Source organism: Acinetobacter sp. TAC-1, assembly GCF_029025845.1.
In the GTDB taxonomy this organism is placed as follows: domain Bacteria; phylum Pseudomonadota; class Gammaproteobacteria; order Pseudomonadales; family Moraxellaceae; genus Acinetobacter; species Acinetobacter guillouiae.
On the sequence record NZ_CP118892.1, the window covers coordinates 63316 to 87057 of the forward strand.

Here is a 23742-nt window from a genome sequence, read left to right on the forward strand (position 1 = left end):
GAATGCATAAGCTATACGAGATGACTACGAGGACAATAAAGTCAATGAAAAAATTTATTTTAGGTGGCATGACTGCCATGGTGATGGCATTTTCTGTAAATGCCATGGCTGCCGATTTTGTTGCAGGTAAAGATTATACCGTGGTGCAAAACCCAGGAAAAGTTTCAGTTCCGGGTAAAATTGAAGTACGTGAGTTTTTTTGGTATGGATGCCCTCACTGCTTTACATTAGAACCGCATATGCAAGCGTGGTTAAAGAAGATCCCTAAAGATGTTAACTTTATCCGTACACCTGCAGCAATGAATCCATTATGGGAACAAGGTGCTCGTGCATATTATGTGAGTGAAGCATTGGGTGTACGTAAACGTACGCATTTGCCTTTATTCCATACCAATCATGCAGGTAATCAGCAAGTTCTACAAAAAGATGCTTTTGCTAAATTCTTTACTCAGTACGGTGTGCCTGAGGCGAAATTTAACAGTATGTATAGTTCTTTTGCGATCACTGCAAAAATTGCTGAATCAAACCAATTGGCACAACAGTACCAGCTTTCAGGGGTGCCTGCTGTTGTGGTAAATGGTAAATATGTGGTTCAAGGTGAAGATGGTAAAGTGACGCAAGTTGTTGACTATCTGATCAATAAAGAACGTAAAGCCAAATAAGCTTTGCTGTTTTTAAAACCCGCAATTGAATTGCGGGTTTTTTATTGCTAGTGATATAAGGGGAGGAGTTTGTGAGATAAATTAAGCTTTATCTCGGTCCCAATTTTCGATGCCTTTAAAAATTAAGCGGATTTGCGTCACCGATTGTTTTTTAAGCACCATTTTTTGTAACTCAAGTTCTATGCCAGAGTATTGGCGAGATAAGTTGATCCATGACATTGCCCAAGTAAAAGATAAATTAATCAAAATATTGGTGATCACTTTTAAATCATTTTCATCATGAAAATTTGCGATAACTTCAAACTTTTTTAACGCGTTGGCAAGATCATCATTCAGAAAGTCAATTTCACGAGCGATGGCTTTACGCACCACCTCTGAACCACCCCAACGTTCTGCAATCATAAAAATCCATTGTTGCGGATTGCTGTCTACAGCCTCAAAAAACAGCGCCATGCTGGTTTTGGTTTTCGCTTCAGGATGCGCTAGGCCTTTGCCTAATTGATGTAAGACATTCTTTAAATAAAGCGCAACTTGATCCACCAGCTCTTTACCCAACTCATCCATATCTTGGAAATGGCGATAAAACGCTGTCGGAACCAAACCGACTTCACGGGCAACTTCTCGCAAACTGATACTCGAAAATGAACGACCCGATGTGCTTAGGGTTAAAGCAGCATCAAGTAAAGCCTGACGGCTTTGTTGTTTTCGTTCATCGCGTATCGACATTCTGATATCCAAAGATTTTTGTTGTGATGAGTCTATCAAAAATAAAAACAAATTAAACGACGAATGTCAGTGTACAGCTGTTGACTGAATTTAAAAAATGATTATAGTGTACATATGTTCACTAAAAGAACGTTTGTTCACTCAATAAATAGCAAGCACAAAGAGGAACGTCACATGAGTAGCTATATGCAGTATCAGCCAGAATGGGTTCGTGAGGATTTTGTCGATTTTATCGCTGAAAAAATCAATCCTGTTTGGGCTTGGAAAAAGGTAAAAGCCACGATTATTAAAACTCGTGCATTAAGCCCTGATTTTTATCAAATTCAATTGCGTCCAAATCGTAATTTTAAGCATCAGCAGTTTAAAGCGGGACAATCTGTTCTTGTCACTGTTGAAATTGCGGGTATACGTCAACAACGCAGTTACTCTGTGGTTAAATTTTTGAATAATGGCGATATGATCATTGCTGTAAAACAGCAGGGTAAAGTCTCCAATGCACTGAGCCAAATGGCTTTTGGTAGCATTGTAGAACTGTCACAAGCTCAAGGTGATTTTGTTTTAGCTCAAGACGCATCACCATTGTTATTGATTGCGTCAGGCAGTGGAATTACCGCAATCCACTCTTTATTGCTTGAAGCACTTAAAGATTCAAATCGTCCAATTGATTTAATTTATTTTAGTCGTGACGAGGCTTTTCATGCAGATCTAGAACAGCTTTATCAGCAACATGCGTTGTTGAATTATCACTATATTCACACAGCTCAGCAAAAGCAGCATTTAACTGTCGAGTTATTGGAAAGTTTGGTTCCTGATTTCAAGCAGCGTCAAAGTTATGCGTGTGGTGCACGTGCAATGATGCAAAGCATCAATCAAATTTTTCAAGATTTGAATATCACAGATCGTTTGAAACAAGAGTATTTCCAGATTGCGGTAGATGAAAGCCTAGAAGCACAACCGATTGTTTTTTTACGCTCACAACAAGAGTTTGCTGCGAAATCAAACCTACTTGAAAGTGCTGAACAAGCGGGATTAAAGCCAACTCATGGTTGTCGTATGGGGATTTGTAATACCTGTACTTGTACCAAAGTGAGTGGTTCGACCAAAAATATGCTGACAGGTGAAATTGACCATGCTTCAAATACACAGATCAAATTGTGTATCAGCCAAGCGATAAGCCCTGTGGTCATTAATCTGTAAATTAAAACAATCATTTCAATAAATTAAAACAACTTCTCGGTCTGTTGAACCTAGGCGTAGGAAGTTGTACCCAAAATTCAGCTAAGGCTTCTAAAAATGAAGCGCTGAGGAGCAAGACAATGAATATGTCAGTTACTTTTCCAAACAGTAAATCGAAACATTTAAACGCAGAACAAACCGCAGAATTTGGTCGCCGTGTTGATGAAATCCGTCGTGAAATCATGGACAGTTTAGGTGAACAAGACGCCAAGTATATTTATAAAATCCGAAATTTTGTTCGTTATAGTGAAATTGCTTCACGTGCTATGTTGATGTTTGGCGGATGGATTCCACCCGTTTGGGTGGTGGGTACGGGATTGTTGGGGATTTCCAAAATCGTGGAAAATATGGAGCTGGGGCATAATGTTATGCATGGTCAATTCGATTGGTTAAATGACCCAAGTTTGAATGGTGCAAACTACGACTGGGATACCATGGCAACAGGTGATGATTGGAAATATACACATAATTATGTGCATCACACCTATACCAATATTGTCGGTAAAGATCATGATGTGGGTTATGGTTTACTCCGTGTTAGTGAATCGCAAAAATGGGAACCGCGTTTTTTGTTTAACATCCCTTTAGCGATTCAATTGATGGTGTTTTTTGAATGGTATGTTGGCTTACAAAATCTACATTTGGAAGATGCACTGATCTATAAAACAAAAACATGGAAGCAGGTCTGGGCAGATGCGGCAAAATTTCGTAAAAAAGCCCGTCGTCAAATTCTAAAAGATTATGTGTTTTTTCCTGTGATTGCAGGGCCCAATGCTTTGCCAGTGTTAGCTGGGAATGCCATTGCCAATGTGATCCGCAGTTTGTGGTCTTCAGCGGTGATTTTTAATGGTCATTTCACTGAAGATGCAGAGACTTTTGAAGCAGATAATGTGGAAAATGAAACCCGTGCTGAATGGTATTTACGTCAGATTCGTGGTTCTAGTAATTTTACTGGAACAGACTGGTTGCATATTTTGAGTGGGAATTTAAGTCATCAGATTGAACATCATTTGTTCCCTGATATGCCAGCCAATCGTTATTCAGAAGCTGCTCCAAAAATTAGAGCTTTATGTGCAGAATATGGCATCAACTATAATGAAGCAGATTTCCTGAAACAGTTTGGCAGTGTATGGGTACGTTTAGCCAAATGCTCTTTGCCAAATAGTTTAACAACCACCATTACTCAGTCTTTACAAAAGTTGAAGGGTATTTTTGCTTAAACAAAGTTTTTGCGATGTGTAAGCATTGGTGTTGCTAAGGTGTTTATCTCGCTTCATTCAACTGGTGCAATAGCTGTTGAAAATAGCTTCTCAATTGTTGTTAGAAGAACCTTATTGAGTTAGATAAGGTTCTTCTATTGCTTTTAAAGTGAAGTTTAAATTCGGTGATTTTTAATTTTTTGGCTAAATTTCGAAAATTTTAAAACGTGGTTTGTATATCTGTTTGTATAGACGTTTATTTAAGTCGCCACATATAGATTTAGCGAGCAATTTCAAAAACCACCATCTTGTAACAAAACCATCGCTCTGTGATCTGTTATAATAAGTCGCAATATTTTTTGAATCCCATAAGGACAAGCTATGCGTATCGACCAACGTGCATTAGATCAATTACGTGAAGTTAAAATTACCCGTAACTACACCCGTTATGCGGAAGGTTCAGTATTGGTTGAATTTGGTCATACAAAAGTGCTGTGTACTGCAAGTATTGACAATTCAGTGCCACGGTTCTTAAAAGGTCAGGGCCAAGGCTGGGTGACTGCGGAATACGGTATGTTGCCACGTTCTACCCATACACGTAGCGACCGTGAAGCTGCTCGCGGTAAGCAATCTGGTCGTACTCAAGAAATTCAACGTTTGATTGGTCGTAGCTTACGTGCAATGGTGGATTTGAAAAAATTGGGTGAAAACACCATTACCATCGACTGCGATGTGATTCAGGCAGATGGTGGTACACGTACTGCTGCAATTACAGGTGCTGCGGTTGCATTAATTGATGCCATGAATGTACTTCTTGAGAAAAAGAAAATTAAGCACGATCCATTAAAAGGCCTCGTTGCTGCAATTTCTGTCGGCATGTATCAAGATGAAGTATTGCTTGATCTTTGCTATGAAGAAGATTCAAACTGTCAAACTGACTTGAATGTGGTGATGACTCAAGCAGGTGAATTTATTGAAATTCAAGGGACTGCAGAAGAAAAACCATTTACCCGCGCTCAATCCAATGCAATGCTTGAAATGGCTGAAAAAGGTATTCAGGAATTGGTAAAAAAACAACAAGAAGCGCTTGGTTGGTAATTCGAAAATATTGATATATTTTTATAAACAAAACGCATCTTCGGATGCGTTTTTTATTGCATAAAATTGTTGTAACCTATGTCGCTTATTTATAAATTAAAACAAATATTTGATATTTATCATATTTTAGTAAATATTCATCAAACTGCCATAAAAACTTCACTCTAGCGTCATACCAGTTGTATTGACTATCCCTACCTTTATTTCATGGATAGGACAATGCGAAATTTTTTGCTGATTTTAGTGACCAGTCTGAGTGTCTTACTCAGTGCTTGTAATGATGATAATGAAAGCTCAACGACGAATCCACAGCCACCCGCTGCTTGTAAAGTACATTGCGCACCATAATAAAAAATAAGGAAATAGAGATGAACCGTCGTGATTTTTTAGTCAATTCAACAAAAACAATATTTGGTACAGCCGCTTTAGCCAGCTTTCCAGCCAGCATCCAAAAAGCCTTAGCCATTGACGCCAAAGTCGAAACAGGCACGATTAAAGACGTAAAACATGTCATCATTTTGACGCAAGAAAATCGCTCATTTGATAATTATTTTGGAACATTAAAGGGTGTTCGTGGGTTTGGTGATCGTTTTACGATTCCGCTATCCGATAACCGTAAGATTTGGGAACAATATGATAAAGATAAGAATAAAATCTTTCCCTATCATTTAGACAGTACGCGTGGCAATGCACAACGTGTTAGCGGTACGCCACACTCATGGACTGATGGGCAATTTGCTTGGAACCATGGCCGTATGGGCAATTGGGTACAATATAAACAACCCCAATCTATGGGATATTACAAACAAAAAGAAGTTGAATTTCAGTTCTCACTTGCCAATGCCTTTACCCTGTGTGATGCATATCATTGTGCAATGCATACTGGAACCAATTCGAATCGTATGTTCTTATGGACAGGTTCAAATGGTCCTAAAGCTGCGGGTGTTGCCAGTGTCGTCAATGACTTGGACAGTATTGGTGCATCAAGCACAGGCTATGATTGGACCACCTATCCTGAGCGCCTACAACAAGCGGGTGTGACGTGGAAAGTTTATCAAAATATGCCCGATAACTTTACCGACAATCCTTTGGCTGGCTTTAAACAATATCGCCGTGCCAATGAGTTATCTGGTAAACCTGTAAACAATGACAGCACGTGTCCTGCTTATGATCCTGCTATTGATGCAACACAACCGTTGTATAAAGGAATTGCCAATACAATGCCTGATGGTGGATTCCTTGCTTCATTTAAAGATGATATTGCCAAAGGTCAATTACCTCAAGTCAGTTGGATGGTTGCACCTGCGGCCTATAGTGAGCATCCAGGACCATCAAGCCCTGTACAAGGTGCTTGGTATATTCAGGAAGTTTTAAACGCTTTAACGGAAAACCCTGCGATTTGGAGTCAAACGGTTTTATTGGTCAACTTTGATGAAAATGATGGCTTTTTTGACCACGTTCCATCACCAAGCGCACCTTCAAAAGATGCTTCAGGTGTAATGCAAGGTAAAACCACTTTGAGTGATGAACAAATCTCATATGAATACGCTACGCATCCTAAAGCTTCAGCAGGGCAACCTAACTTTACTGATCCTAAAGTCAGCAATGGCGTGGGAGTCTATGGTCCAGGAATCCGCGTACCTATGTATGTGATTTCTCCGTGGAGTCGTGGTGGTTGGGTAAATTCACAGGTTTTTGATCATTCGTCTGTTATTCGTTTCTTAGAGCAACGTTTTGGCGTGCAAGAACCGAATATTAGTCCATATCGCCGTGCTGTATGTGGTGATTTAACCACAGCTTTTGACTTTAAAAATCCAAATACCACCGCTATTTCGGACTTAATGGGTAAAAAAACCAAGAATGATGCAGATGCGATTCGTAATGCGCAAGCATTATTGCCGCCAGTTTCCCGCCCTTTAAGTCAGGTCTATCCTGTTCAAGAGTTAGGAACACGATTGTCTCGGGCATTGCCTTATATTTTACATAGTAGTGCGAAAGTTGATGTGGCAACAAAAACGGTGAAGTTAATGTTCTCCAATACAGGAACACACGCCGCAGTTTTCCATGTTTATGACAAATTGAATTTAGATGCGATTCCTCGTCGTTATATGGTTGAAGCTGGTAAGCAATTGGACGATGTATGGAACGCTTCAAATGGACTCTATGATTTATGGGTATTGGGTCCAAATGGCTTCCATCGTGGCTTTGCAGGAGATTTAGTCAAGTCTGCACAAATAGAGGCATTGCCAGAAGTGCGTGTATGTGTTGAAGAGTGTGATCCTAAACTCTATTTAAAAGTTCGTAATGACGCTGCGAAAACAGCAAAATTGACAGTAAAAGCCAATGCTTATCTACCCAATAAGACATGGAATATCGAAACGGCTTCTACAGAAAAGGAGTTGAATTGGAATATGTCTGATTTCGGTGGTTGGTATGATTTTACTGTAACAATAGAGGGTGATAGCACCTTTAAACGTCGTTTTGCTGGGCGTATTGAAACGGGTAAAGACTCATTTTCTGACCCTTATATGGGCTTCATAGAATCTTAATTTTAAATAGCTAAATTTTTATGATTTAAATAAGGTGCGCTTTGCACCTTATTTTTGAGTTGATAAAAGACCACATAATTTGCGCAGACTTACATGATTAAGATTCCAATCATCTATTTACGTCAATAGATACATAAATCAGCTGAAATCCCTTGTTTCGTATACAGACTCTACAAATCTTTTCATCAACCGATATTTAGAATATTTCAAACTTTAGCAAATGGCAGGCTTATGAAAATACTCATTGTTCTATTCGCCGTGATTACCTTTGTATTGATGGCTGGAGATCCACGTCGTGAAGATTTCGAAAGCAAAGAATTTGACGCAAAAAATAATGAACCACAACAACATGCTGAACAGCAGCATGATCAAGAAGACTCTGGAGAATCTTCTTGATCATTTGGATAGGACTAGCTTTCAGCTTTTGATTTTAACATCTGATAAGTGAAATTCTTACCATTTAGCACATCCATATTCATGTCTTTATACTGTTGTAGAATCTCTGTTTGATCAAATTCACAAGATTTTTGCGTTTGCGTGCCTGTCTGATGCACGGTCGTATAACAAGCGCTCACCTTATTTACAAAAGCATAGTAAGGTGAAAGGGGGATATGCGCAGCTTCTAATACTTTGGGTGCTAAGAAATGTGCTGCCACAAAAGGCCCTTTAAATTGCTTTTGATCAATCGGGAAATTTGCCCAAACTGCAAGCGGTGTTTCAAAGAAGCGCACATCTTTTTTCTCAGCTTTTTCTTGCTCTGATTTAAAGAAGCCATACTCATCGTAAACGCTTTGTAGGTTGGGTAAATGGTCACCAAAGAAAATCACAATTGTTGGGCGATCAAGCTGTTTAACATGCTCAATCAGGGTTTTAAATTTATCGTCAGCACGTTGCATACCCGTTAAATAAGTATTCAGCGCGCGTTTACTGTTCTCACTCACACCATCTTTGGTGATTTTAAAATGGTCTTTACCAAAGCGATCATCACTGTACATTGGATGATTTTCAACACTGATCGCATAGATAAATTGCGGTTTATCCGTATTTTTAAGCTGATTTTCAATGCTGTTATAAATTAAATCATCAGTAGCCCAACCCGCAGCATTGATATATTTGGCGCGGTCAGCCATGTTGATCATATTTTCAATTGAAGTAAAACGGTTAAAACCTAGATTTTGATAAACTGCGCTACGGTTATAAAAATATTTGCCGTTGTTATGCATTGCAGTTGTTTCATAACCCAATGTATTTAAATACATTGGTAATGAATAAGTTGGACGTTTTAATTTTGAGACATAAGCCAGTTCATTATGATTTAAATAGGTATTTAGACTGGTTAATACTTCAAACTCAACATTAGCAGTTCCTCCACCAAAACTTGGAGACAATAAGCTAGAGACCTGATTTTTAGCAATTGTTGGAGTGATGTTAGGTGGAATGCTTTTGTCTAATTTTCTGGCATCCCAATGCGACTCGCTCATCACAAAAACGATATTTGGCAATTGTTTTTGTTGTGACTGATCATCTGATGCTAGATTCGATGTAGGTTCTTCATCATGCTCAACCGTCATTGGTTGATAAAAAGCAGCAACTTTTTCTTCAGGAATAACTTGTGTTTGGAAAATTTTATTGTTTAAGCCATCTACGGTTTTGGAAAAAAAGAAGGTCGAAAAACCTAAGTATTTAATGGTTAAATGATCACCGATCCAGTCACCACGGGTATTGGGTAAATATTTTGCATATTGGCAAAGTGAGTTTTTTGCTGCATTGGCACAAGCTTCACTAAAATTATTTTTAAAATTCGCAGTGATAAAGAAACCAAGGATGGCAAAAGATAAAATGCTGTTTGTCAGGAGAAGAGGCTTCGTCCCTAATTTTTCTTTTTTATACAGAAATACAAATAGTCCAATAAACACTGTAATTGCTGCAAAGACTGCAATTTTGAGCATGATTGGAGAGGCGATAAAGGTTTCTTTGAATAATAAAAAATCACTAGGAACCAAGCTTGCAGAAAGATATTGCTCTTTCTTAATATTGATAAAGCTCAGTAAAAAAATAATAAATTGACTAAGTAAAATGGTCGCAAAGGTTTTTCTTAAGATTAAATAAAATAAACTAATAAAGGCGTAGTTTAAGAGAATTGAAAAACCATATTTATACAGACGTGGTTTTAGATAGATGTCACGTAATTGAAAGAAACGCGTGATATCTTCTTGGTATAAGAAAAAAGCAAATACAGATAAAAAAGCGACAAGTAAAAACAAAACTTGTTGTTTCAAAGTCTTCATTGGCCTAATTACAGGAATGTATTGGAAGCCAAAGATTATAGGCTTATTCAGACGGCTTTTCTATGTAAAAACTGCTTGTTTTGTAAGCAAAATTAAAACTAATCAGTAAAAAATAACAAACTAAAGCCTCAAAGTTGCCCAAAGAATGTAGATATCCTTTGGGCAATTTTTTTACGGGCTTACACGTTGTATCGCTTCATCATAAGTCGCGCTTGGTTTGTATTGATTGGCCAATTGGTAATGTTGCTTAGCTTGGGCATAATCTTGATTATTTTCATAGATTTTACCCATATTATAGTGAGAATAAGCTTTGGTATTGTTATTGGTTGCCAAAGCAATGGCTTTTTGATTTGCCCATAAAGCTTCTGAGGAACGATTGAGCTTTTGATAAGCAACGGCAAGATTACTATAAGTCTGGCCAACATTTGGATTGTAGTCGATAGACTGTTGATAGAGCATTGCAGCTTGTTCAATCTGGTTGTTTTGATAGGCTTTATCCGCACTTAAATTAAGTGTCTTGGCTCGTTTTTGCGCATCTGCTGAGACAGGAACGATATTTACCCGAGTGGTTTGATTTTGATAATTTGATACTGTTGAACCTACTTGGCTTGCATTAACCGTGGTTCCTGAAATACGATTGATATCTTGAATTTCACCTTCAGGGCTAATGCGGAATACCGTCCATAAATTACCCGTTTGACCAGTTGGAATATAATAAGAACGAATCAGTGATTCACCTGCATAGACCATGACTTTGGCTTGGCTATTGGATAAATTAGTCGTAGTTGGTTGAGTACGATCAGAAAAGTCATGTACTGAATACACATAATATTGACCTTCTAAACGTTTATCGATAGTGACGGTTTCAGGACCATAAGAGTCGGTGTCATCCACATCCAGATTTGCAGCCAAACCTTGTTTACTGTCCCAATATACATGCTGATTTTTATAACTTAAGTGTGAATCGAGATCTAAAGGGTTTTGCCCCCAATTCAGTACAATTCGCATACTGTTGAGATCTTTGAGTACAGGACTTAAGGCGTAGGTCATACCATCACATGGACATTTTGCAACCAGTGTTGAATAACCTGATTTTTTGATAATCAGTAAATTATCTGAACTGTCTATAGTATTACTATTGACTGAGGCTCGGCCGCTTGTATTGGTAGAACTTGAGGCAGAGCGCTCACCATTTTTTTGCAAAATTACTTCCGCATTGGCAATATTTTGATCTTTGACTGTTGCACTTAACACATGCACATTGACTGTGTCTGCATGGCTCAGGATCGGAATAGATAATGTGAATAGTGATGAATATAAAATATGTTTTTTCATTGTTTATCTCTTTTGTTGGTACACATAATTTGATTGTTATTTAGAAGATCTTTTGCATAAAATTAGCTGATTATTTATTGACTCATCGTTATATTTTGTAATAAAAAAGCAGTATATAGATACTGCTTCATGGCTCATATGCTTGAGTGATTAGGCATTAAAACGCATAGATAAATCAATCGCTTTAACATCTTTGGTTAATACACCCATCGAAATATAGTCAACACCTGTTTGTGCAACTTGACTTAAATTCTCAAGGGTTATATTCCCAGACGCTTCTAATTTACAGCGCCCTGCAACATGTTTAACTGCATCAATCATTTGTTGTTGGCTAAAATTATCTAGCATGACGATATCTGCTTTGGCTTCAAGTGCTTGATTCAGTTCATCCCATGTTTCAACTTCGACTTCAACAGGCTTACCTGGTGCGATTTGATGCGCTTTGGCAATTGCTTGAGCAATACCACCTGCAGCCATGATGTGATTTTCTTTAATTAAAAACGCATCGAATAAACCTAGGCGATGGTTTTGCCCGCCACCTACAGCAACTGCGTATTTTTGTGCAATCCGTAAACCCGGCAAAGTTTTACGCGTATCTAACAATTTGGTTGGAGTACCTTCTAGATATTTTACATATTCAGCCGTTTTGGTTGCGACCGCAGACAGGGTTTGCACAAAGTTTAATGCAGGACGCTCAACAGTCAGCAAACTACGCGCAGAACCTGCCAATTTATAAATGGTTTCATTCGCTTTGACCCAGTCACCATCATTTTTAAGCCAAGTAATTTGTACGCTTGGATCATACGCTTTGATCAGTGCATCGACCCAAGGTTGTCCCGCCAAGACCATATCTTCACGCGAAATGATCGTGGCTGTCGCTTGCTCATCTTCTGGTGTGAGTAGGGCAGTAATATCAGCATCGCCAATATCTTCTTGGAGTGCTTGTTGAATATTAATTTGAATAGATTGTTCAAGCAAAGATTCAGGTATGCTCATGGATATCCCTATTTTAGTCACCCTTAAAAACTGAGCGATATATTAGCACTCTCGTTGCAAGTTTGAAGAAGTTTTTATTTTATACAGATAAGAGTACACTAAAATATTGAAAATCAGCTTTATTGAAAATAGAAAAATTCTGTAGGAATAAGATATGCAATCTGCACCACAGTTTCAGGTCGTGAATGGTCAATTGATTGGCGCAAGACAGGTCCCATCTCCTAACTATAATCAACGTCCTGAAAATACAGAGATTCAGCTGATTGTGATTCACAATATTAGTTTGCCACCGTCACAATTTGGTGGTGGTTATATTGAACAGTTTTTTCAAAATCAACTGGATTGGTCAGTGCATCCTTATTTCCAAACCATCGAGGGTATGCAGGTTTCTGCACATTTATTGATTCTACGAACTGGTGAAATTATACAATTTGTTAATTTTAATGATCGGGCTTGGCATGCAGGACGTTCAGCTTATCTGGGTAAAGTTGAGTGTAATGACTATTCAATTGGGATTGAACTTGAAGGAAGTGATGATCGCGATTTTGAAGCGATCCAATATCAACAACTGGTTGATGTGGTTGCCGCTTTGCAACGCGCTTATCCAAAAACTGATCATCATTTAACAGGGCATTCTGATATTGCCTCAGGACGAAAAACTGATCCTGGACCACATTTTCAATGGCAGCAGTTTAGAGAAAGTTTGAATCAGAAAAAATTAAGAGTAGAACAACCGAAGTAAATAAGCGTTTGTTTATGATTTAACAACGCAATTTTAAGAATATTTAATTACAATAGCGACTTTATTTTAACTAGGTGAATACGATGGCGCTGTGGCGATCCACCTTTATTGTCAGTGCAATGACCATGTTGTCACGAGTCTTGGGCTTAGTCAGAGATATGGTTTTGCTCAATGTGTTTGGGGCAGGTAAGGATTTTGACACCTTTGTGGTTGCTTTTCGTATTCCCAATTTTTTCAGGCGTTTATTTGCAGAAGGAGCTTTTTCGCAAGCCTTTATTCCCGTACTCACCGAATATAAAACTACAAAACTGCATGCGGAAGTACAGATTCTCATTAGTCGTGTGTTTGGCTGCCTGTTAATGGTGATGTCACTGTTAACCTTGATCAGTATGATCATTGCACCTGTGATCTTGTATGTCTATGCACCCGGTTTTCATAACGATCCCGCAAAATTTGATTTGGCTGTAGATATGTTTCGTTTAACGATTCCCTATCTGATGTTTATGTCGTTGACTGCATTTGCCAGCAGTATTTTGAATAGTTATGGATCTTTTGCTTCGCCAGCGTTTTCGCCTGTATTACTCAACGTGGCAATGATTGCTGGTGCTTGGTGGTTAGCCCCGCATATGGCTCAACCGATCATGGCTTTAGGATGGGCCGTGGTTGCAGCAGGGGTTTTACAACTTGCCATTCAAATACCTGAATTATGGAATAAAAAATTACTGATTCCACCTAAAGTTGATTTTAAACATGAGGGTGTAGATCGAATTCTAAAACTGATGCTGCCCGCTTTGTTTGGTGTATCAGTCACTCAGATTAATTTATTGTTAAATACAATCTGGGCGTCATTCATGCAAGATGGTTCGGTGTCATGGTTATATAGTGCTGAACGCATGACCGAGTTGCCACTTGGATTGATTGGTGTTGCCATTGGTACCGTGATTCTTCCGTCCCTTTCCGTGAGTAAAGCAGAACAAGATCAGGCCAAGTTCCGTAGAATGTTGGATTGGGCTGCTCGTGTGATTGTCTTAGTGGGTGTGCCAGCCAGCATTGCTTTGTTCATGTTATCTACGCCAATTATTCAAGCACTTTTCCAGCATGGTGCTTTTGATGCACGTGATACGCAAATGACCGCTATGGCGTTGCAATGTATGAGTGGTGGTGTACTGGCATTTATGTTGATTAAAGTCTTTGCACCAGGTTTTTATGCAATTCAGGACACCAAAACACCTGTACGCGTTGGCTTAATGGCGGTTGCAGCCAATGCGATTTTAAACATTATCTTTATCGGTATTTTTAAATTGATTGATTGGCAAGCTGAGCATATGGCCTTAGCCATTGCTTCTTCAGGCTCAGCTTTGGTCAATGCAGGGATGTTATATTTTTATTTACATAAGAAAAATATTTTCCGTTTTGGTGCGCACTGGAAAAAATTATTTGTTCAATTTACCATAGCCAATATTGTGATGATTGGCGCGCTATGGTTTGCTTTAACTTGGTATGATGGCACAGCCTCACAATGGCTTCGAATTCTTGAAGTTGTCGGGTTATGTTTGGTGGGTATTGTGGCTTATGGTATTGCACTGCTTGCTGCAGGATTTAGACCAAGACATTTAAAGCACTAAAATTAAGACCAATCAACAGAATATAAATGAAACCGCTTTTACTTCGAGCATCATTTAATCATAAGTGATGTATCTAACGCATGGTGACAAGGATGTCTCCCATAGCGTGTGGGATAGAATTTAAATTCTAAATATAAAATACAGTACTGTAAGTTTGACCAAGGGATGAATTTACTTTTATGAAATATCGTAAGATTTTTATTATTAGGCCAAAAAAACATCGCAATTGAGCGATGCTTTTTTTGTTTTTAAAACTATTTCGCCTTGAAACTAAGGTAAAACTTTTAATAGTTCTACATCAAAGATTAATGTACTGTTTGGACCAATTGCATCACCCGCACCAATCTCGCCGTAGGCAAGTTTTGCTGGAATAAAGAAACGATATTTCGCGCCTTCTTTCATCAGTTGCAAACCTTCAGTCCATCCTTGAATTACTTGGCTAACTTGAAATTCTACCGCTTCATTTCGTGCAAAAGAACTGTCAAATACAGTGCCATCCAATAAACGACCTTCATAGTTTACAGAGACTTTAGATTTTGCAGAGGGTGATTTTCCAGTACCTTGTTGTAAAACACTATACTGCAAACCACTTGGGCGAGTAATTACACCTGTTTTCTTCGCATTTTCTACAAGAAAAGCTTCACCTTGTTTGGCATTTACATCTGCAGCTTGTTTAAACTCTAGCATTTGTTTTGCTTCAGTTTGCTGTTTATATTGTGCAAGTGCTTTTGCCATTTCTTCATCAGTTAAGCTTGCTTTCTGACCTGTAGAGCCTTCTTTGATCCCTTGGATAAAGGCATTTAAATTAATTTGTTTTAAGGTGTCAGCATTGGTACGTCCCATGACATAACCATAGCTATAACCCAGTTGATCTTGTTGGGAGCTTTTATTGTTAATCGGTGCTGAGAAAGCTGCGCTACTAAGCATACTAAGACTAAGCACAATAAGTGTTTTTTTCATAATTAAAATCCAAAAAAGGAGAGTAAATCTCTCCTTTTCTTAAATGTTATTTAACTTTAACAAGTTCAACATCAAAAATTAAAGTGCTGTTTGGAGGAATCGTGCCAGGAACACCTTGTTCACCATAAGCCAATTTTGCAGGGATATATAAGGTTGCTTTACCGCCTTCCTTCATGAGTTGTAAACCTTCAGTCCAACCTGGAATCACTTGATTTAAAGGAAACTCAACTGGTTGACCACGATCATATGAACTGTCGAATACTTTGCCATCTAACAACTGACCTTTGTAATGTACAGTGACTTGTGAAGTAGCAGCAGGCTGTTTACCCGTACCTTCTTTAGTGATTTTATATTGCAATCCTGAAGCTGTTGTTTTAACACCTTCTTTTTTCGCATTTTCAGCTAAGAATGAGTCATTTGATGAAGCTGTTTCTTTGCTTTGTTGTAATTGCTTTTGTTGCATTTCTTTTTGGAAGTCAACATACGCAGCTTGTAATTCTTCATCTGTATAGGCACGTTGTTTTTTAGCATGGCCGTCACGAATACCACTGATAAATGTATTCACATCGACTTCAGGTGGGGTTTGGCTCGCAACTTCATAACCAAGTGCATAACTAATTTTTTCTACAGGTTTAGCATTTTTTGACATTGAGTGACTGTTTACATCAGCAGGATGTTGAGATGCATAATAAACAGGTACAAGTGCAGCACCACCTAAGATTACAGCAATTGCGATGGGTAAGGCTTTACTCATAAAAATTTCCAAATTTTAATCTTTTAAGAGGCTAATTTGATCATTAGCATAATCTGCTCAAGCATATAACTTCTTCATCATAAACGATATAGTTATCTGATGACGACAACTAAAAATATACAGTTATATTGATCAAAAAATTGGCACAAAAAAGCCAGATTCAATCTGGCTTTTTTGCTACTCATTTGATATCAATCATCTTTGGATGCGGTGTAGGCATAAGCATAATTATAGCCATAATTACCGGCTACAGTTGCTCGGACATCATTGAGAATAATACCATTCACTTTGCTTCCCGCTTGTTCAAAGCGATTAATAGTTAATTCAAGTTCTTTCATCTGTGTTTTTGCATAGCGCGCAACAACAAGGTTTACACCCGCAAATTGAGAAATGATGATGCCATCAGTTACCGCTAAGATAGGAGGTGTATCAATAATAATATGATCATATTGCTCAGAAAGCTGTTCTAATAATTCGCTAAAACGATCAGAGTTGAGCATTTCAGAAGCATGGTTATGATTTTTACCACGTGGCAGAAAATCTAAGTGATTTACAGTGTCTGAATGGACAATACATTGTTCAAGCGTGCTTTGACCTGCTAAATATTCAGTTAAACCTGGAAAGGTGTCATGGCTGAAATATTTATGTAAGTAGCCTCGGCGTATATCTGCATCAATCAATAAGACTTTCTTATTAGCTTGTGCAAAAATTGCTGCGAGATTGGTAGAAATAAATGATTTACCAATTTCTGGAGCTGGTCCAGAAACTGCAATAATGTTATTTTTGGCTTTATTTAATGCAAAATGAATCGTGGTACGGATACTACGCAAGCTTTCAATCGCAATATCTTCACTATTTTTAGCCGCAAGAATAGGAATCGATTTTTTCTTTTTCAGTAACTGTACTCGGCTTTCTTGAATTGGAGAGCGAGGCACAGTGGCATAGACAGGGAGATCAAGTTCATTTTCAATTCGGCTTGAATCTTTAATCCCTGATGAAAGCATATTACGTAGTAGGGCAATCAAAACACCAATAAATCCACCCACAAAAATGGAGAGAAATAGCACAATCAATTTTCTAGGTTTAATTGGCTTAACAGGCTCTACTGCAGTATCAATGATACGCACATTACCAATTTCGCCCGCTTTTACAATTTTTAATTGCTGGTAGCTGTTTAAGAGTGATGTATAGAGTTGAGTATTTACTTCAACATCACGATAGAGCTGTAAATATAAACGTTGAGTTTCAGGTAAACGTTTAATCGCTTGATTCAGCTCCGTAGATTTTTTATCAATCGCAGCAAGCTGTGCATTGATTTCAGTCATTAGAGGATGGTCAGGAGTATATTTAGCAGAATATTCAGCTTGTTTTTGTTTTAACTCTATTCGCATTTTCTCTAATTCAATATTTTGCTTTAACATCAGCTCTGATTCTTGAGTGACATCCACAGTATTGTATTGTTCACGGAATTTATTAAACTTAATCTCGGATTCTTCAAGTTGCTGTTTTAGCTCGGGTAGTTGTTGGTCGAGAAAGCTTAAGGTTTGTTTAGATTCTAAGGTTTTACGTTCAATATTTTGTTGATGGTAGACACTTAAAATATTATTAAGAACTTGAGTAATATGCTGTTGATTATTTCCGCTATAACTCAGGCCAATAACACCTGTCATTTTACCTTTTTCAACAACCGAATAATTTTCTTGCATCAGTTTCACAGCTGAAGGAAGTGAAAGTTTAGTGATGGTAAAGTCTTGTTGAAATGGGGTGATACTATTGACTTGAACAGACCACAATCCTTTATTGTCTTGAGCTTGATTGAGCTGGTTGAGGGTACCTTTAAATACAACTTGATCTTGATAACTTAAACTAAATTGATTTTTATCAATAAAGTGTAGAGTGAGTTTTTTATCATAATAATATTCGGGAGTATCTAACTTTAAAATAGAAAAACTAGACTGTTTTTTTTGAAAAACAACCGCTTTGGCTGTATAACTGAGCTGAGTTTTTTCTTTAGAAACTAATTTATGTAAAAAAGTATCTGCATTGTCTTGAATTTGAATATTTAAATTCAAATTCTGAATCACTTTTCCAAGTACAAGCCGTGAATTTAAGATTTCAATTTCAGCATCAGCTGGGGATTTCTGTCCTAAGCCACTAGAAATGTCTTTTAACTCACCCATCAGAGCAGCGGATGCAGCACTTTTACCATCTTCAACCTGAACCAGTGCATCAGTAGAATAGACTGGAGAAGTTACACGTAAATAGAGTAGAGCGCAGATTAAAGTTAAAATGACACAAAGGACAATCACTTTCCATTGAGCGATTAAAGAGAAAAACAACTCTTTTAAGTCAATCGTATCATCATTAGTTTTTGAATTTTGGTTCATAGGTAAACAACTAATTAAAATTTATAGATGTGATTGCCAGTCATTGGCATAAGCTTGGATATTTTTACATGTTTCGTCAAAAAAAGCTTGATCATGTTGATATGGGTCAGGCACATTGTGACCTTGCCAATGCCCTAAACGAAATACCTTGCCTTTAGCAAAAGGCCATTTCTGCTCAATATGTTGTGATTGATTTTTGCTCATCACTAGAACGAGATCAGCCTTTTTGATCAACTCGGCATCAATTTGGCGTGCAACATGGGAACGCATATCAATATTTAAAGCATCCATACATGCAATGGCTTTATTATCAGCTGGATGACCAACCATCGCAGAAAGACCAGCTGATTCTATATTTAAATTTGGATGACTTTGTTTTAAAAAAAATTCTGCCATTGGGCTACGACAGATGTTTCCAACACAGACTATTAATATGTTTTGAATCTGCATCTTATTTACCCAGTTGATCAAAGCTATATAAAGCACTTGAGAATGGAATCACTTGATTCATAATACGTTGCCAGCGGGTTAGACCTGTAGCATCAATATAAACAATATCATTTTTTTGCATTGCAAATTGATTTGCTAAGGCTAAATTGCCTAAGCTGCTTAAGTTAAGATGATAAATTGTTGATTGCTTGGTGCTAAGGTCAGTACGCATTACATAAATACGTGCAGCACTTGCTGAATAGGGACTAATACCTTCACTTTCACCCAGCACATCACTTAAGGTCATTCCTTGATCGCGGAGAGTTAGCGCTTGACTGCGACTTGATTCGCCCATGACATAGAGCTTTTGATCTTGTTTAGTATTCACAAAAATCGTGTCATTAGGTTGGATTAATAATTGATGTAGGGACAATCCTTGTTTTTCTAACTGAATGGTATTTAAATTATAGGTCTGTCCATTTCTGATCAGTTGGATATTGGTGGTATCACCTGTTTTGGTGTCTACACCACCTGCTTTACCCAATGCAGTATAGATACTGATCGGTTGGTCATTTAAAGTATATTGACCACTCTTCATCACTTGACCATTAACAAAGTAACGACGTCCTTCATAAGAAAGTACACGAACCACAACATCTGGGTGTTTTAAATATTTTGCAAATTGCTGGCGTAAAAAACGATTGGTTTCAGCTAAACTTTTACCTGCAATATAGACTGAACCAATTAAAGGTGCTTGTATATAACCATTTTGGTCGATTTGAAATCCATTTGCTAACACAGAGGTGTCATTGGTCATTTGAGTTACTGGAGGGGTTATTTCTGGGTATGCCCATAATTGAATTGATAAGATATCACCAGGGCTTAAATGATAAGTTGTATTTTTTGGACTAAATAAAGACACAAGGTTGTTTGAATTTAATCGATCAGCTGTATTTGGATTTGGAATGTTATTTTGATTAAGTTGTACAACTGAAAGTTCCGCCCCCTGATCTGTTTTATATTGACCTTGTTCAGGTAAATCATAGGTTTGAAGGCCTGAAGTGATCGCACAACCAGAAAAAGAAATCGAAATGGCTAAAATTGTAAACAGTGATGTGTACGGATACTTCACATTCAAAACCCTTATTTTATATTGCGTTGTTGCTTAGAATCTAATCTTGAACGTAAATTGTAAGCTAAAAAAGACCAGTTGGGTATCTTATTGTTTAAATGTAATTGTATTAAGTACGAAAATGTATGTATTTCTTTGTACATGATTTATCAAGAAACAATACTAAGTATTTAAACAGTATAAATAAAAATTAGCTATATTATTTTAAATGAAAGTTTCTTACAGATAAAAACTATTTTGAAGGTGAATTTGGATGTGTATTTTGCGTATAATGTCTTAGAATGTATAGTTTTGCAAAAAGTCACTGACAATTTTAAATTGTAACTTTGTTTCAGACAAGTAAGTGCTTTTTTGTTAAAAGTTTTTATTAAAAATGAAATTGTAATCAAAATTGAGGAAAAGATGGAAGCTAAAAAAGTTCAAGAACTGTCTGATATGTTTAAAGAAAAAACACTTTTGATTACTGGTGGTACTGGTTCATTTGGTAACGCGATGATTAAAGGCTTTTTAAATTCACAGCTTAAAGAAATCAGAATTTTTAGTCGTGATGAAAAAAAACAAGAAGATATGCGAATTGAGTATAAAAATGAGAAGCTTAATTTTATCCTTGGTGATGTAAGAAATTTTAATGATATAAATCAAGCAATGATGGGGGTCGATTTTGTTTTTCATGCAGCTGCTTTAAAACAAGTGCCTTCATGTGAATTTTATCCAATGCAAGCGGTTCAGACTAATATCTTAGGCGCAGAAAATGTGCTTGAAGCTGCTGCTCGTAACAATGTACAACGTGTTGTCGTTTTGAGTACAGACAAAGCAGTATATCCAATTAATACTATGGGAATGTCCAAAGCATTAATGGAAAAATTGGCAGTATCTAAAGCAAGAGATACGCGAGTAAAAAATATAGACGCAGTTTATACCGCAACGCGTTATGGTAATGTGATGTGTTCACGTGGCTCCATTATTCCATTATTTATTAAACAAATTAAAGAAGGTCTGCCTTTAACTATTACTAATCCCAATATGACACGTTTTATGATGTCACTACAGGACTCGGTAGAATTGGTTATGTTTGCTTTCAGTCAGGGTAATCCAGGTGATATTTTGGTGCAAAAATCACCAGGTGCAACAATTGAAGTTTTAGCTCAAGCACTTAAAGAACTCTTTAATGCAGACAATGAGATTAAAATTATTGGAGAGCGTCATGGAGAGAAACTGTTTGAAACGCTTTGTTCTAAAGAAGAAATGGCGAAAGCTGATGATTTAGGAGACTTTTACCGAATTCCTGCTGATTTTAGAGATCTAAACTATAGTAAATATGTGCAAGAAAATGCCCCAGCTTTACTTGATGACGAATATAACTCACATAATACGCATAGATTGAATGTAGAGGAGCTAAAAGAATTATTGCTCACTTTGGATTATGTTCAAGAAGAATTGAAGTCACATCAAGGATAATAAAATGTTGCCGCTTATAAAAACTAGTTTACCTGATAGAGATCTTTTAATCCCCCGCTTAGAGCAAGTTTTGTATAGTGGGTATATCGCTCAAGGCGAAATTGTTGAGAATTTTGAAAGAAAATTCGAAGAATATATTGGAAGTGGAAATACGCTGTCATTAAACTCAGGAACTGCGGCATTACATATTGCATTGATATTGGCTGGGGTTAGGCAAGACGATGAAGTAATTAGTACAGCATTGACTGCTGAACCGACCAATGTCGCAATTAAAATGGTTGGGGCAAAAGTTCGTTGGGCTGATGTCGATTATGAGACTGGCAATATATCACCCGACTCGATTGAAAAAGCAATCAATGCTAAAACGAAAGCAATCATTGTTGTAGACTATGCGGGTATTCCTGTTGATATAAAGAGAATTCAGGAAATTTCTAAAAAGTATGGCATTCCTGTAATTGAAGATGCAGCACATGCAATAGGTGCTAAATTTGATGGCAAAAAAACAGGCAATCATTTTCCATTTACCGTATTTTCTTTTCAAGCAATAAAACATCTAACTACTATAGATGGCGGGGCTTTACAGATTCAAGATAAGGCGCTTTACGAGCGCGGTAAAATTATAAGATGGTTCGGATTAGATAAAAAGAAAACCAGATTAGATAATAATATAACTGAGCAAGGCTATAAGTATCATATGAACAATGTGAATGCTTGCGTAGGTCTTTTACAGTTGGAAGGAATTGATAAAATTGTTGATAAGTATGTAGAGAATGGTAAGTACCTTGATCAAAATTTAAAAGGTGTACAAGGTGTAGAGTTACTTAATTACTATGATAACTCAGAGCCATCTTATTGGTTATATACATTAAAGGTTGAGAATAGGGCTGGCTTTATTAAAATGATGGAGGCAAATGGAATAGCTGCTTCTGAACTTCATAAACGCAATGATTTACATGAATACTTAAATGATAATCCTGTGGAACTACCAAATTTAGATCAGTTCTATGAAAAGATGGTGCACATTCCATGTGGGTGGTGGGTCACTAAAGATGACTGTGATAAGATGATTGAATTGATTCGGAAAGGCTGGTAATGATACCTATTTTTAAACCGTATATGCCAAATGATATTTTGCCTGAACTAGAGAATATTCTATATTCAGGTCAATTAGCATATGGAAAATATGGGAAACTATTTGAATTAGAATTAGCAAAATTTATAGGGAATCCGCACGTAATTTCTGTAAATTCTTATAATCAAGCTATGCTATTAGCCTTATCGATATTAGATTTAAAGCCAGGGGACGAGGTAATCGCCTCTCCTGTAAGTTGTTTGGCATCGAATCAACCATTTGTGATTAAGGGGCTCAAAGTTATTTGGGTCGATGTCGATCCAAACACTGGTTCTATCTGTGTTGAGGATGTCAAGAAAAGAATCACTGCAAAAACAAAAGCAATATTTCATAATCATTTTTGTGGTTATTTAGGTGATATATCAGCAATCAATCAAATAGCTAAAGAATATGATCTTTGGATTGTTGATGATTGTATTGAAGCATTTGGCTCAGAATATAATACTCAAAAAGCAGGAAATTTAGGTGCTGATTTAAGTGTATTTTCTTTCCAGACAGTTCGATTACCAAATACTATAGATGGCGCTGCAATAAGTTTCTCTTCTAAAGAGTTATATGAGAAAGCAATTCTCATGCGTGACTATGGTATAGATAGGAAAAACTTTAGAACCTCAACGGGTGAAATTAACTCAAATTGTGACATCACGTTAGAGGGCTATGGTGCAACTCTTAGTGAAATTAATTCATATATTGGTTTGAAGCAAATGTATAATTTGCCTAATTTGTTAGAGAAGCAGAGAAAAAATGCGATAGATTGGAATAATAAAATTCAAGAAATTCCATCTATAAAACCTCTAGAAATAATATCTGATACTCAGCCAAATTATTGGGTTTTTGGTGTTTTATGTGAGGATAAAGCACAAGCACTACAAAATTTCCGTAATCAAAACTGGTATGCAACTGGTGTTCATATCAATAATAATATTTACTCTGTTTTCAATAATCTTGAAAGCCTCAACGGAGTTAATGAATTTATGAATAAATTTCTAGCTTTACCATGTGGTTGGTGGGTACAGGAAATATAAAGATAGGTT

The 23742-nt window shown here is 37.1% G+C and carries 21 protein-coding genes; 12 read left to right on the forward strand and 9 right to left on the reverse strand.

The window, feature by feature from the left end; genetic code table 11:
- Window positions 1-44 precede the first annotated feature (44 nt).
- Entirely contained in the window at window positions 45-662 is a 618-nt protein-coding gene (locus PYV58_RS00280; RefSeq protein ID WP_004723532.1) for a thiol:disulfide interchange protein DsbA/DsbL, read from the forward strand.
- A gap of 81 nt (window positions 663-743) precedes the next feature.
- Here PYV58_RS00280 and PYV58_RS00285 read toward each other — a convergent pair whose 3' ends face one another.
- A complete protein-coding gene (locus PYV58_RS00285) occupies window positions 744-1388 on the reverse strand; it encodes a TetR family transcriptional regulator (RefSeq protein WP_004823610.1) in 645 nt (214 codons plus the stop codon).
- Window positions 1389-1562: 174 nt separating this feature from the next.
- On the opposite strand from PYV58_RS00285, the gene PYV58_RS00290 reads away from it, so the two are divergent.
- The 6 genes from PYV58_RS00290 (at window position 1563) to PYV58_RS00315 (ending at window position 7866) form a co-directional block, all read left to right on the forward strand.
- A complete protein-coding gene (locus PYV58_RS00290) occupies window positions 1563-2585 on the forward strand; it encodes a ferredoxin reductase (RefSeq protein ID WP_034614758.1) in 1023 nt (340 codons plus the stop codon).
- Window positions 2586-2710: 125 nt separating this feature from the next.
- Window positions 2711-3844 (forward strand): acyl-CoA desaturase, encoded by a 1134-nt coding sequence (locus tag PYV58_RS00295; protein ID WP_171077784.1) that lies wholly within the window; start codon window positions 2711-2713, stop codon window positions 3842-3844.
- A 360-nt stretch (window positions 3845-4204) separates the two neighbouring features.
- Window positions 4205-4921, forward strand: coding sequence for a ribonuclease PH (gene rph / locus PYV58_RS00300; protein ID WP_004723527.1), 717 nt, complete (start codon window positions 4205-4207; stop codon window positions 4919-4921).
- A 219-nt stretch (window positions 4922-5140) separates the two neighbouring features.
- Window positions 5141-5269: a hypothetical protein gene (locus PYV58_RS00305; RefSeq protein WP_262087376.1), complete on the forward strand. Its 129-nt coding sequence runs from the start codon at window positions 5141-5143 to the stop codon at window positions 5267-5269.
- 20 nt (window positions 5270-5289) lie between these two features.
- Window positions 5290-7470, forward strand: coding sequence for a phospholipase C, phosphocholine-specific (locus PYV58_RS00310; protein WP_034614766.1), 2181 nt, complete (start codon window positions 5290-5292; stop codon window positions 7468-7470).
- 231 nt (window positions 7471-7701) lie between these two features.
- Window positions 7702-7866 (forward strand): hypothetical protein, encoded by a 165-nt coding sequence (locus PYV58_RS00315; protein ID WP_171077782.1) that lies wholly within the window; start codon window positions 7702-7704, stop codon window positions 7864-7866.
- 14 nt (window positions 7867-7880) lie between these two features.
- On the opposite strand, the gene PYV58_RS00320 is transcribed toward PYV58_RS00315, so the two are convergent.
- From PYV58_RS00320 to nadC, 3 genes are all read right to left on the reverse strand, one after another.
- On the reverse strand, window positions 7881-9758 hold the full coding sequence (locus tag PYV58_RS00320) for an alkaline phosphatase family protein (protein WP_034614768.1): 1878 nt from the start codon (window positions 9756-9758) through the stop codon (window positions 7881-7883).
- A 171-nt stretch (window positions 9759-9929) separates the two neighbouring features.
- Complete coding sequence (locus PYV58_RS00325; RefSeq protein ID WP_034614771.1) at window positions 9930-11093, reverse strand: tetratricopeptide repeat protein; 1164 nt, start codon at window positions 11091-11093, stop codon at window positions 9930-9932.
- A 150-nt stretch (window positions 11094-11243) separates the two neighbouring features.
- Window positions 11244-12089 carry a carboxylating nicotinate-nucleotide diphosphorylase gene (gene nadC, locus PYV58_RS00330; protein WP_004823617.1) on the reverse strand — a complete coding sequence of 282 codons (846 nt, stop codon included), beginning with the start codon at window positions 12087-12089 and terminating at the stop codon, window positions 11244-11246.
- A 154-nt stretch (window positions 12090-12243) separates the two neighbouring features.
- Between nadC and ampD the strand changes: the two genes are divergently transcribed.
- The gene (gene ampD, locus PYV58_RS00335) at window positions 12244-12831 is read left to right on the forward strand and encodes a 1,6-anhydro-N-acetylmuramyl-L-alanine amidase AmpD (RefSeq protein WP_034614773.1); all 588 of its coding nucleotides are present in this window, start codon (window positions 12244-12246) and stop codon (window positions 12829-12831) included.
- A gap of 74 nt (window positions 12832-12905) precedes the next feature.
- Window positions 12906-14456, forward strand: coding sequence for a murein biosynthesis integral membrane protein MurJ (gene murJ / locus PYV58_RS00340; RefSeq protein WP_171077783.1), 1551 nt, complete (start codon window positions 12906-12908; stop codon window positions 14454-14456).
- A 270-nt stretch (window positions 14457-14726) separates the two neighbouring features.
- Here murJ and PYV58_RS00345 read toward each other — a convergent pair whose 3' ends face one another.
- The 5 genes from PYV58_RS00345 to PYV58_RS00365 form a co-directional block, all read right to left on the reverse strand.
- A complete protein-coding gene (locus PYV58_RS00345) occupies window positions 14727-15416 on the reverse strand; it encodes an FKBP-type peptidyl-prolyl cis-trans isomerase (protein WP_034614777.1) in 690 nt (229 codons plus the stop codon).
- A 46-nt stretch (window positions 15417-15462) separates the two neighbouring features.
- Window positions 15463-16170, reverse strand: coding sequence for an FKBP-type peptidyl-prolyl cis-trans isomerase (locus PYV58_RS00350; RefSeq protein WP_004723516.1), 708 nt, complete (start codon window positions 16168-16170; stop codon window positions 15463-15465).
- 191 nt (window positions 16171-16361) lie between these two features.
- On the reverse strand, window positions 16362-18557 hold the full coding sequence (locus PYV58_RS00355) for a polysaccharide biosynthesis tyrosine autokinase (RefSeq protein ID WP_034614780.1): 2196 nt from the start codon (window positions 18555-18557) through the stop codon (window positions 16362-16364).
- Window positions 18558-18578: 21 nt separating this feature from the next.
- Window positions 18579-19007 carry a low molecular weight protein-tyrosine-phosphatase gene (locus tag PYV58_RS00360; RefSeq protein WP_034614783.1) on the reverse strand — a complete coding sequence of 143 codons (429 nt, stop codon included), beginning with the start codon at window positions 19005-19007 and terminating at the stop codon, window positions 18579-18581.
- Window position 19008: 1 nt separating this feature from the next.
- The gene (locus tag PYV58_RS00365; RefSeq protein ID WP_034614786.1) at window positions 19009-20118 is read right to left on the reverse strand and encodes a polysaccharide biosynthesis/export family protein; all 1110 of its coding nucleotides are present in this window, start codon (window positions 20116-20118) and stop codon (window positions 19009-19011) included.
- A gap of 435 nt (window positions 20119-20553) precedes the next feature.
- Here PYV58_RS00365 and PYV58_RS00370 point away from each other — a divergent pair, with 435 nt between their 5' ends.
- The 3 genes from PYV58_RS00370 to PYV58_RS00380 are packed head-to-tail and all read left to right on the forward strand — an operon-like array spanning window position 20554 to window position 23733.
- Window positions 20554-21576, forward strand: coding sequence for a polysaccharide biosynthesis protein (locus PYV58_RS00370; protein ID WP_034614835.1), 1023 nt, complete (start codon window positions 20554-20556; stop codon window positions 21574-21576).
- Window positions 21577-21580: 4 nt separating this feature from the next.
- The gene (locus PYV58_RS00375; RefSeq protein WP_034614788.1) at window positions 21581-22669 is read left to right on the forward strand and encodes a DegT/DnrJ/EryC1/StrS family aminotransferase; all 1089 of its coding nucleotides are present in this window, start codon (window positions 21581-21583) and stop codon (window positions 22667-22669) included.
- 23 nt (window positions 22670-22692) lie between these two features.
- Window positions 22693-23733, forward strand: coding sequence for an aminotransferase class V-fold PLP-dependent enzyme (locus PYV58_RS00380; protein ID WP_264673506.1), 1041 nt, complete (start codon window positions 22693-22695; stop codon window positions 23731-23733).
- Window positions 23734-23742 lie beyond the last annotated feature (9 nt).

Excerpts from the sequence above, each read along its gene's own strand:
- PYV58_RS00280 (WP_004723532.1), top strand. The coding sequence starts at position 45 with ATGAAAAAATTTATTTTAGGTGGCATGACTGCCATGGTGATGGCATTT.
- PYV58_RS00285 (WP_004823610.1), bottom strand. The coding sequence starts at position 1,388 with ATGTCGATACGCGATGAACGAAAACAACAAAGCCGTCAGGCTTTACTT.
- PYV58_RS00290 (WP_034614758.1), top strand. The coding sequence starts at position 1,563 with ATGAGTAGCTATATGCAGTATCAGCCAGAATGGGTTCGTGAGGATTTT.
- PYV58_RS00295 (WP_171077784.1), top strand. The coding sequence starts at position 2,711 with ATGTCAGTTACTTTTCCAAACAGTAAATCGAAACATTTAAACGCAGAA.
- rph (WP_004723527.1), top strand. The coding sequence starts at position 4,205 with ATGCGTATCGACCAACGTGCATTAGATCAATTACGTGAAGTTAAAATT.
- PYV58_RS00305 (WP_262087376.1), top strand. The coding sequence starts at position 5,141 with ATGCGAAATTTTTTGCTGATTTTAGTGACCAGTCTGAGTGTCTTACTC.
- PYV58_RS00310 (WP_034614766.1), top strand. The coding sequence starts at position 5,290 with ATGAACCGTCGTGATTTTTTAGTCAATTCAACAAAAACAATATTTGGT.
- PYV58_RS00315 (WP_171077782.1), top strand. The coding sequence starts at position 7,702 with ATGAAAATACTCATTGTTCTATTCGCCGTGATTACCTTTGTATTGATG.
- PYV58_RS00320 (WP_034614768.1), bottom strand. The coding sequence starts at position 9,758 with ATGAAGACTTTGAAACAACAAGTTTTGTTTTTACTTGTCGCTTTTTTA.
- PYV58_RS00325 (WP_034614771.1), bottom strand. The coding sequence starts at position 11,093 with ATGAAAAAACATATTTTATATTCATCACTATTCACATTATCTATTCCG.
- nadC (WP_004823617.1), bottom strand. The coding sequence starts at position 12,089 with ATGAGCATACCTGAATCTTTGCTTGAACAATCTATTCAAATTAATATT.
- ampD (WP_034614773.1), top strand. The coding sequence starts at position 12,244 with ATGCAATCTGCACCACAGTTTCAGGTCGTGAATGGTCAATTGATTGGC.
- PYV58_RS00345 (WP_034614777.1), bottom strand. The coding sequence starts at position 15,416 with ATGAAAAAAACACTTATTGTGCTTAGTCTTAGTATGCTTAGTAGCGCA.
- PYV58_RS00350 (WP_004723516.1), bottom strand. The coding sequence starts at position 16,170 with ATGAGTAAAGCCTTACCCATCGCAATTGCTGTAATCTTAGGTGGTGCT.
- PYV58_RS00355 (WP_034614780.1), bottom strand. The coding sequence starts at position 18,557 with ATGAACCAAAATTCAAAAACTAATGATGATACGATTGACTTAAAAGAG.
- PYV58_RS00360 (WP_034614783.1), bottom strand. The coding sequence starts at position 19,007 with ATGCAGATTCAAAACATATTAATAGTCTGTGTTGGAAACATCTGTCGT.
- PYV58_RS00370 (WP_034614835.1), top strand. The coding sequence starts at position 20,554 with ATGTTTAAAGAAAAAACACTTTTGATTACTGGTGGTACTGGTTCATTT.
- PYV58_RS00375 (WP_034614788.1), top strand. The coding sequence starts at position 21,581 with ATGTTGCCGCTTATAAAAACTAGTTTACCTGATAGAGATCTTTTAATC.
- PYV58_RS00380 (WP_264673506.1), top strand. The coding sequence starts at position 22,693 with ATGCCAAATGATATTTTGCCTGAACTAGAGAATATTCTATATTCAGGT.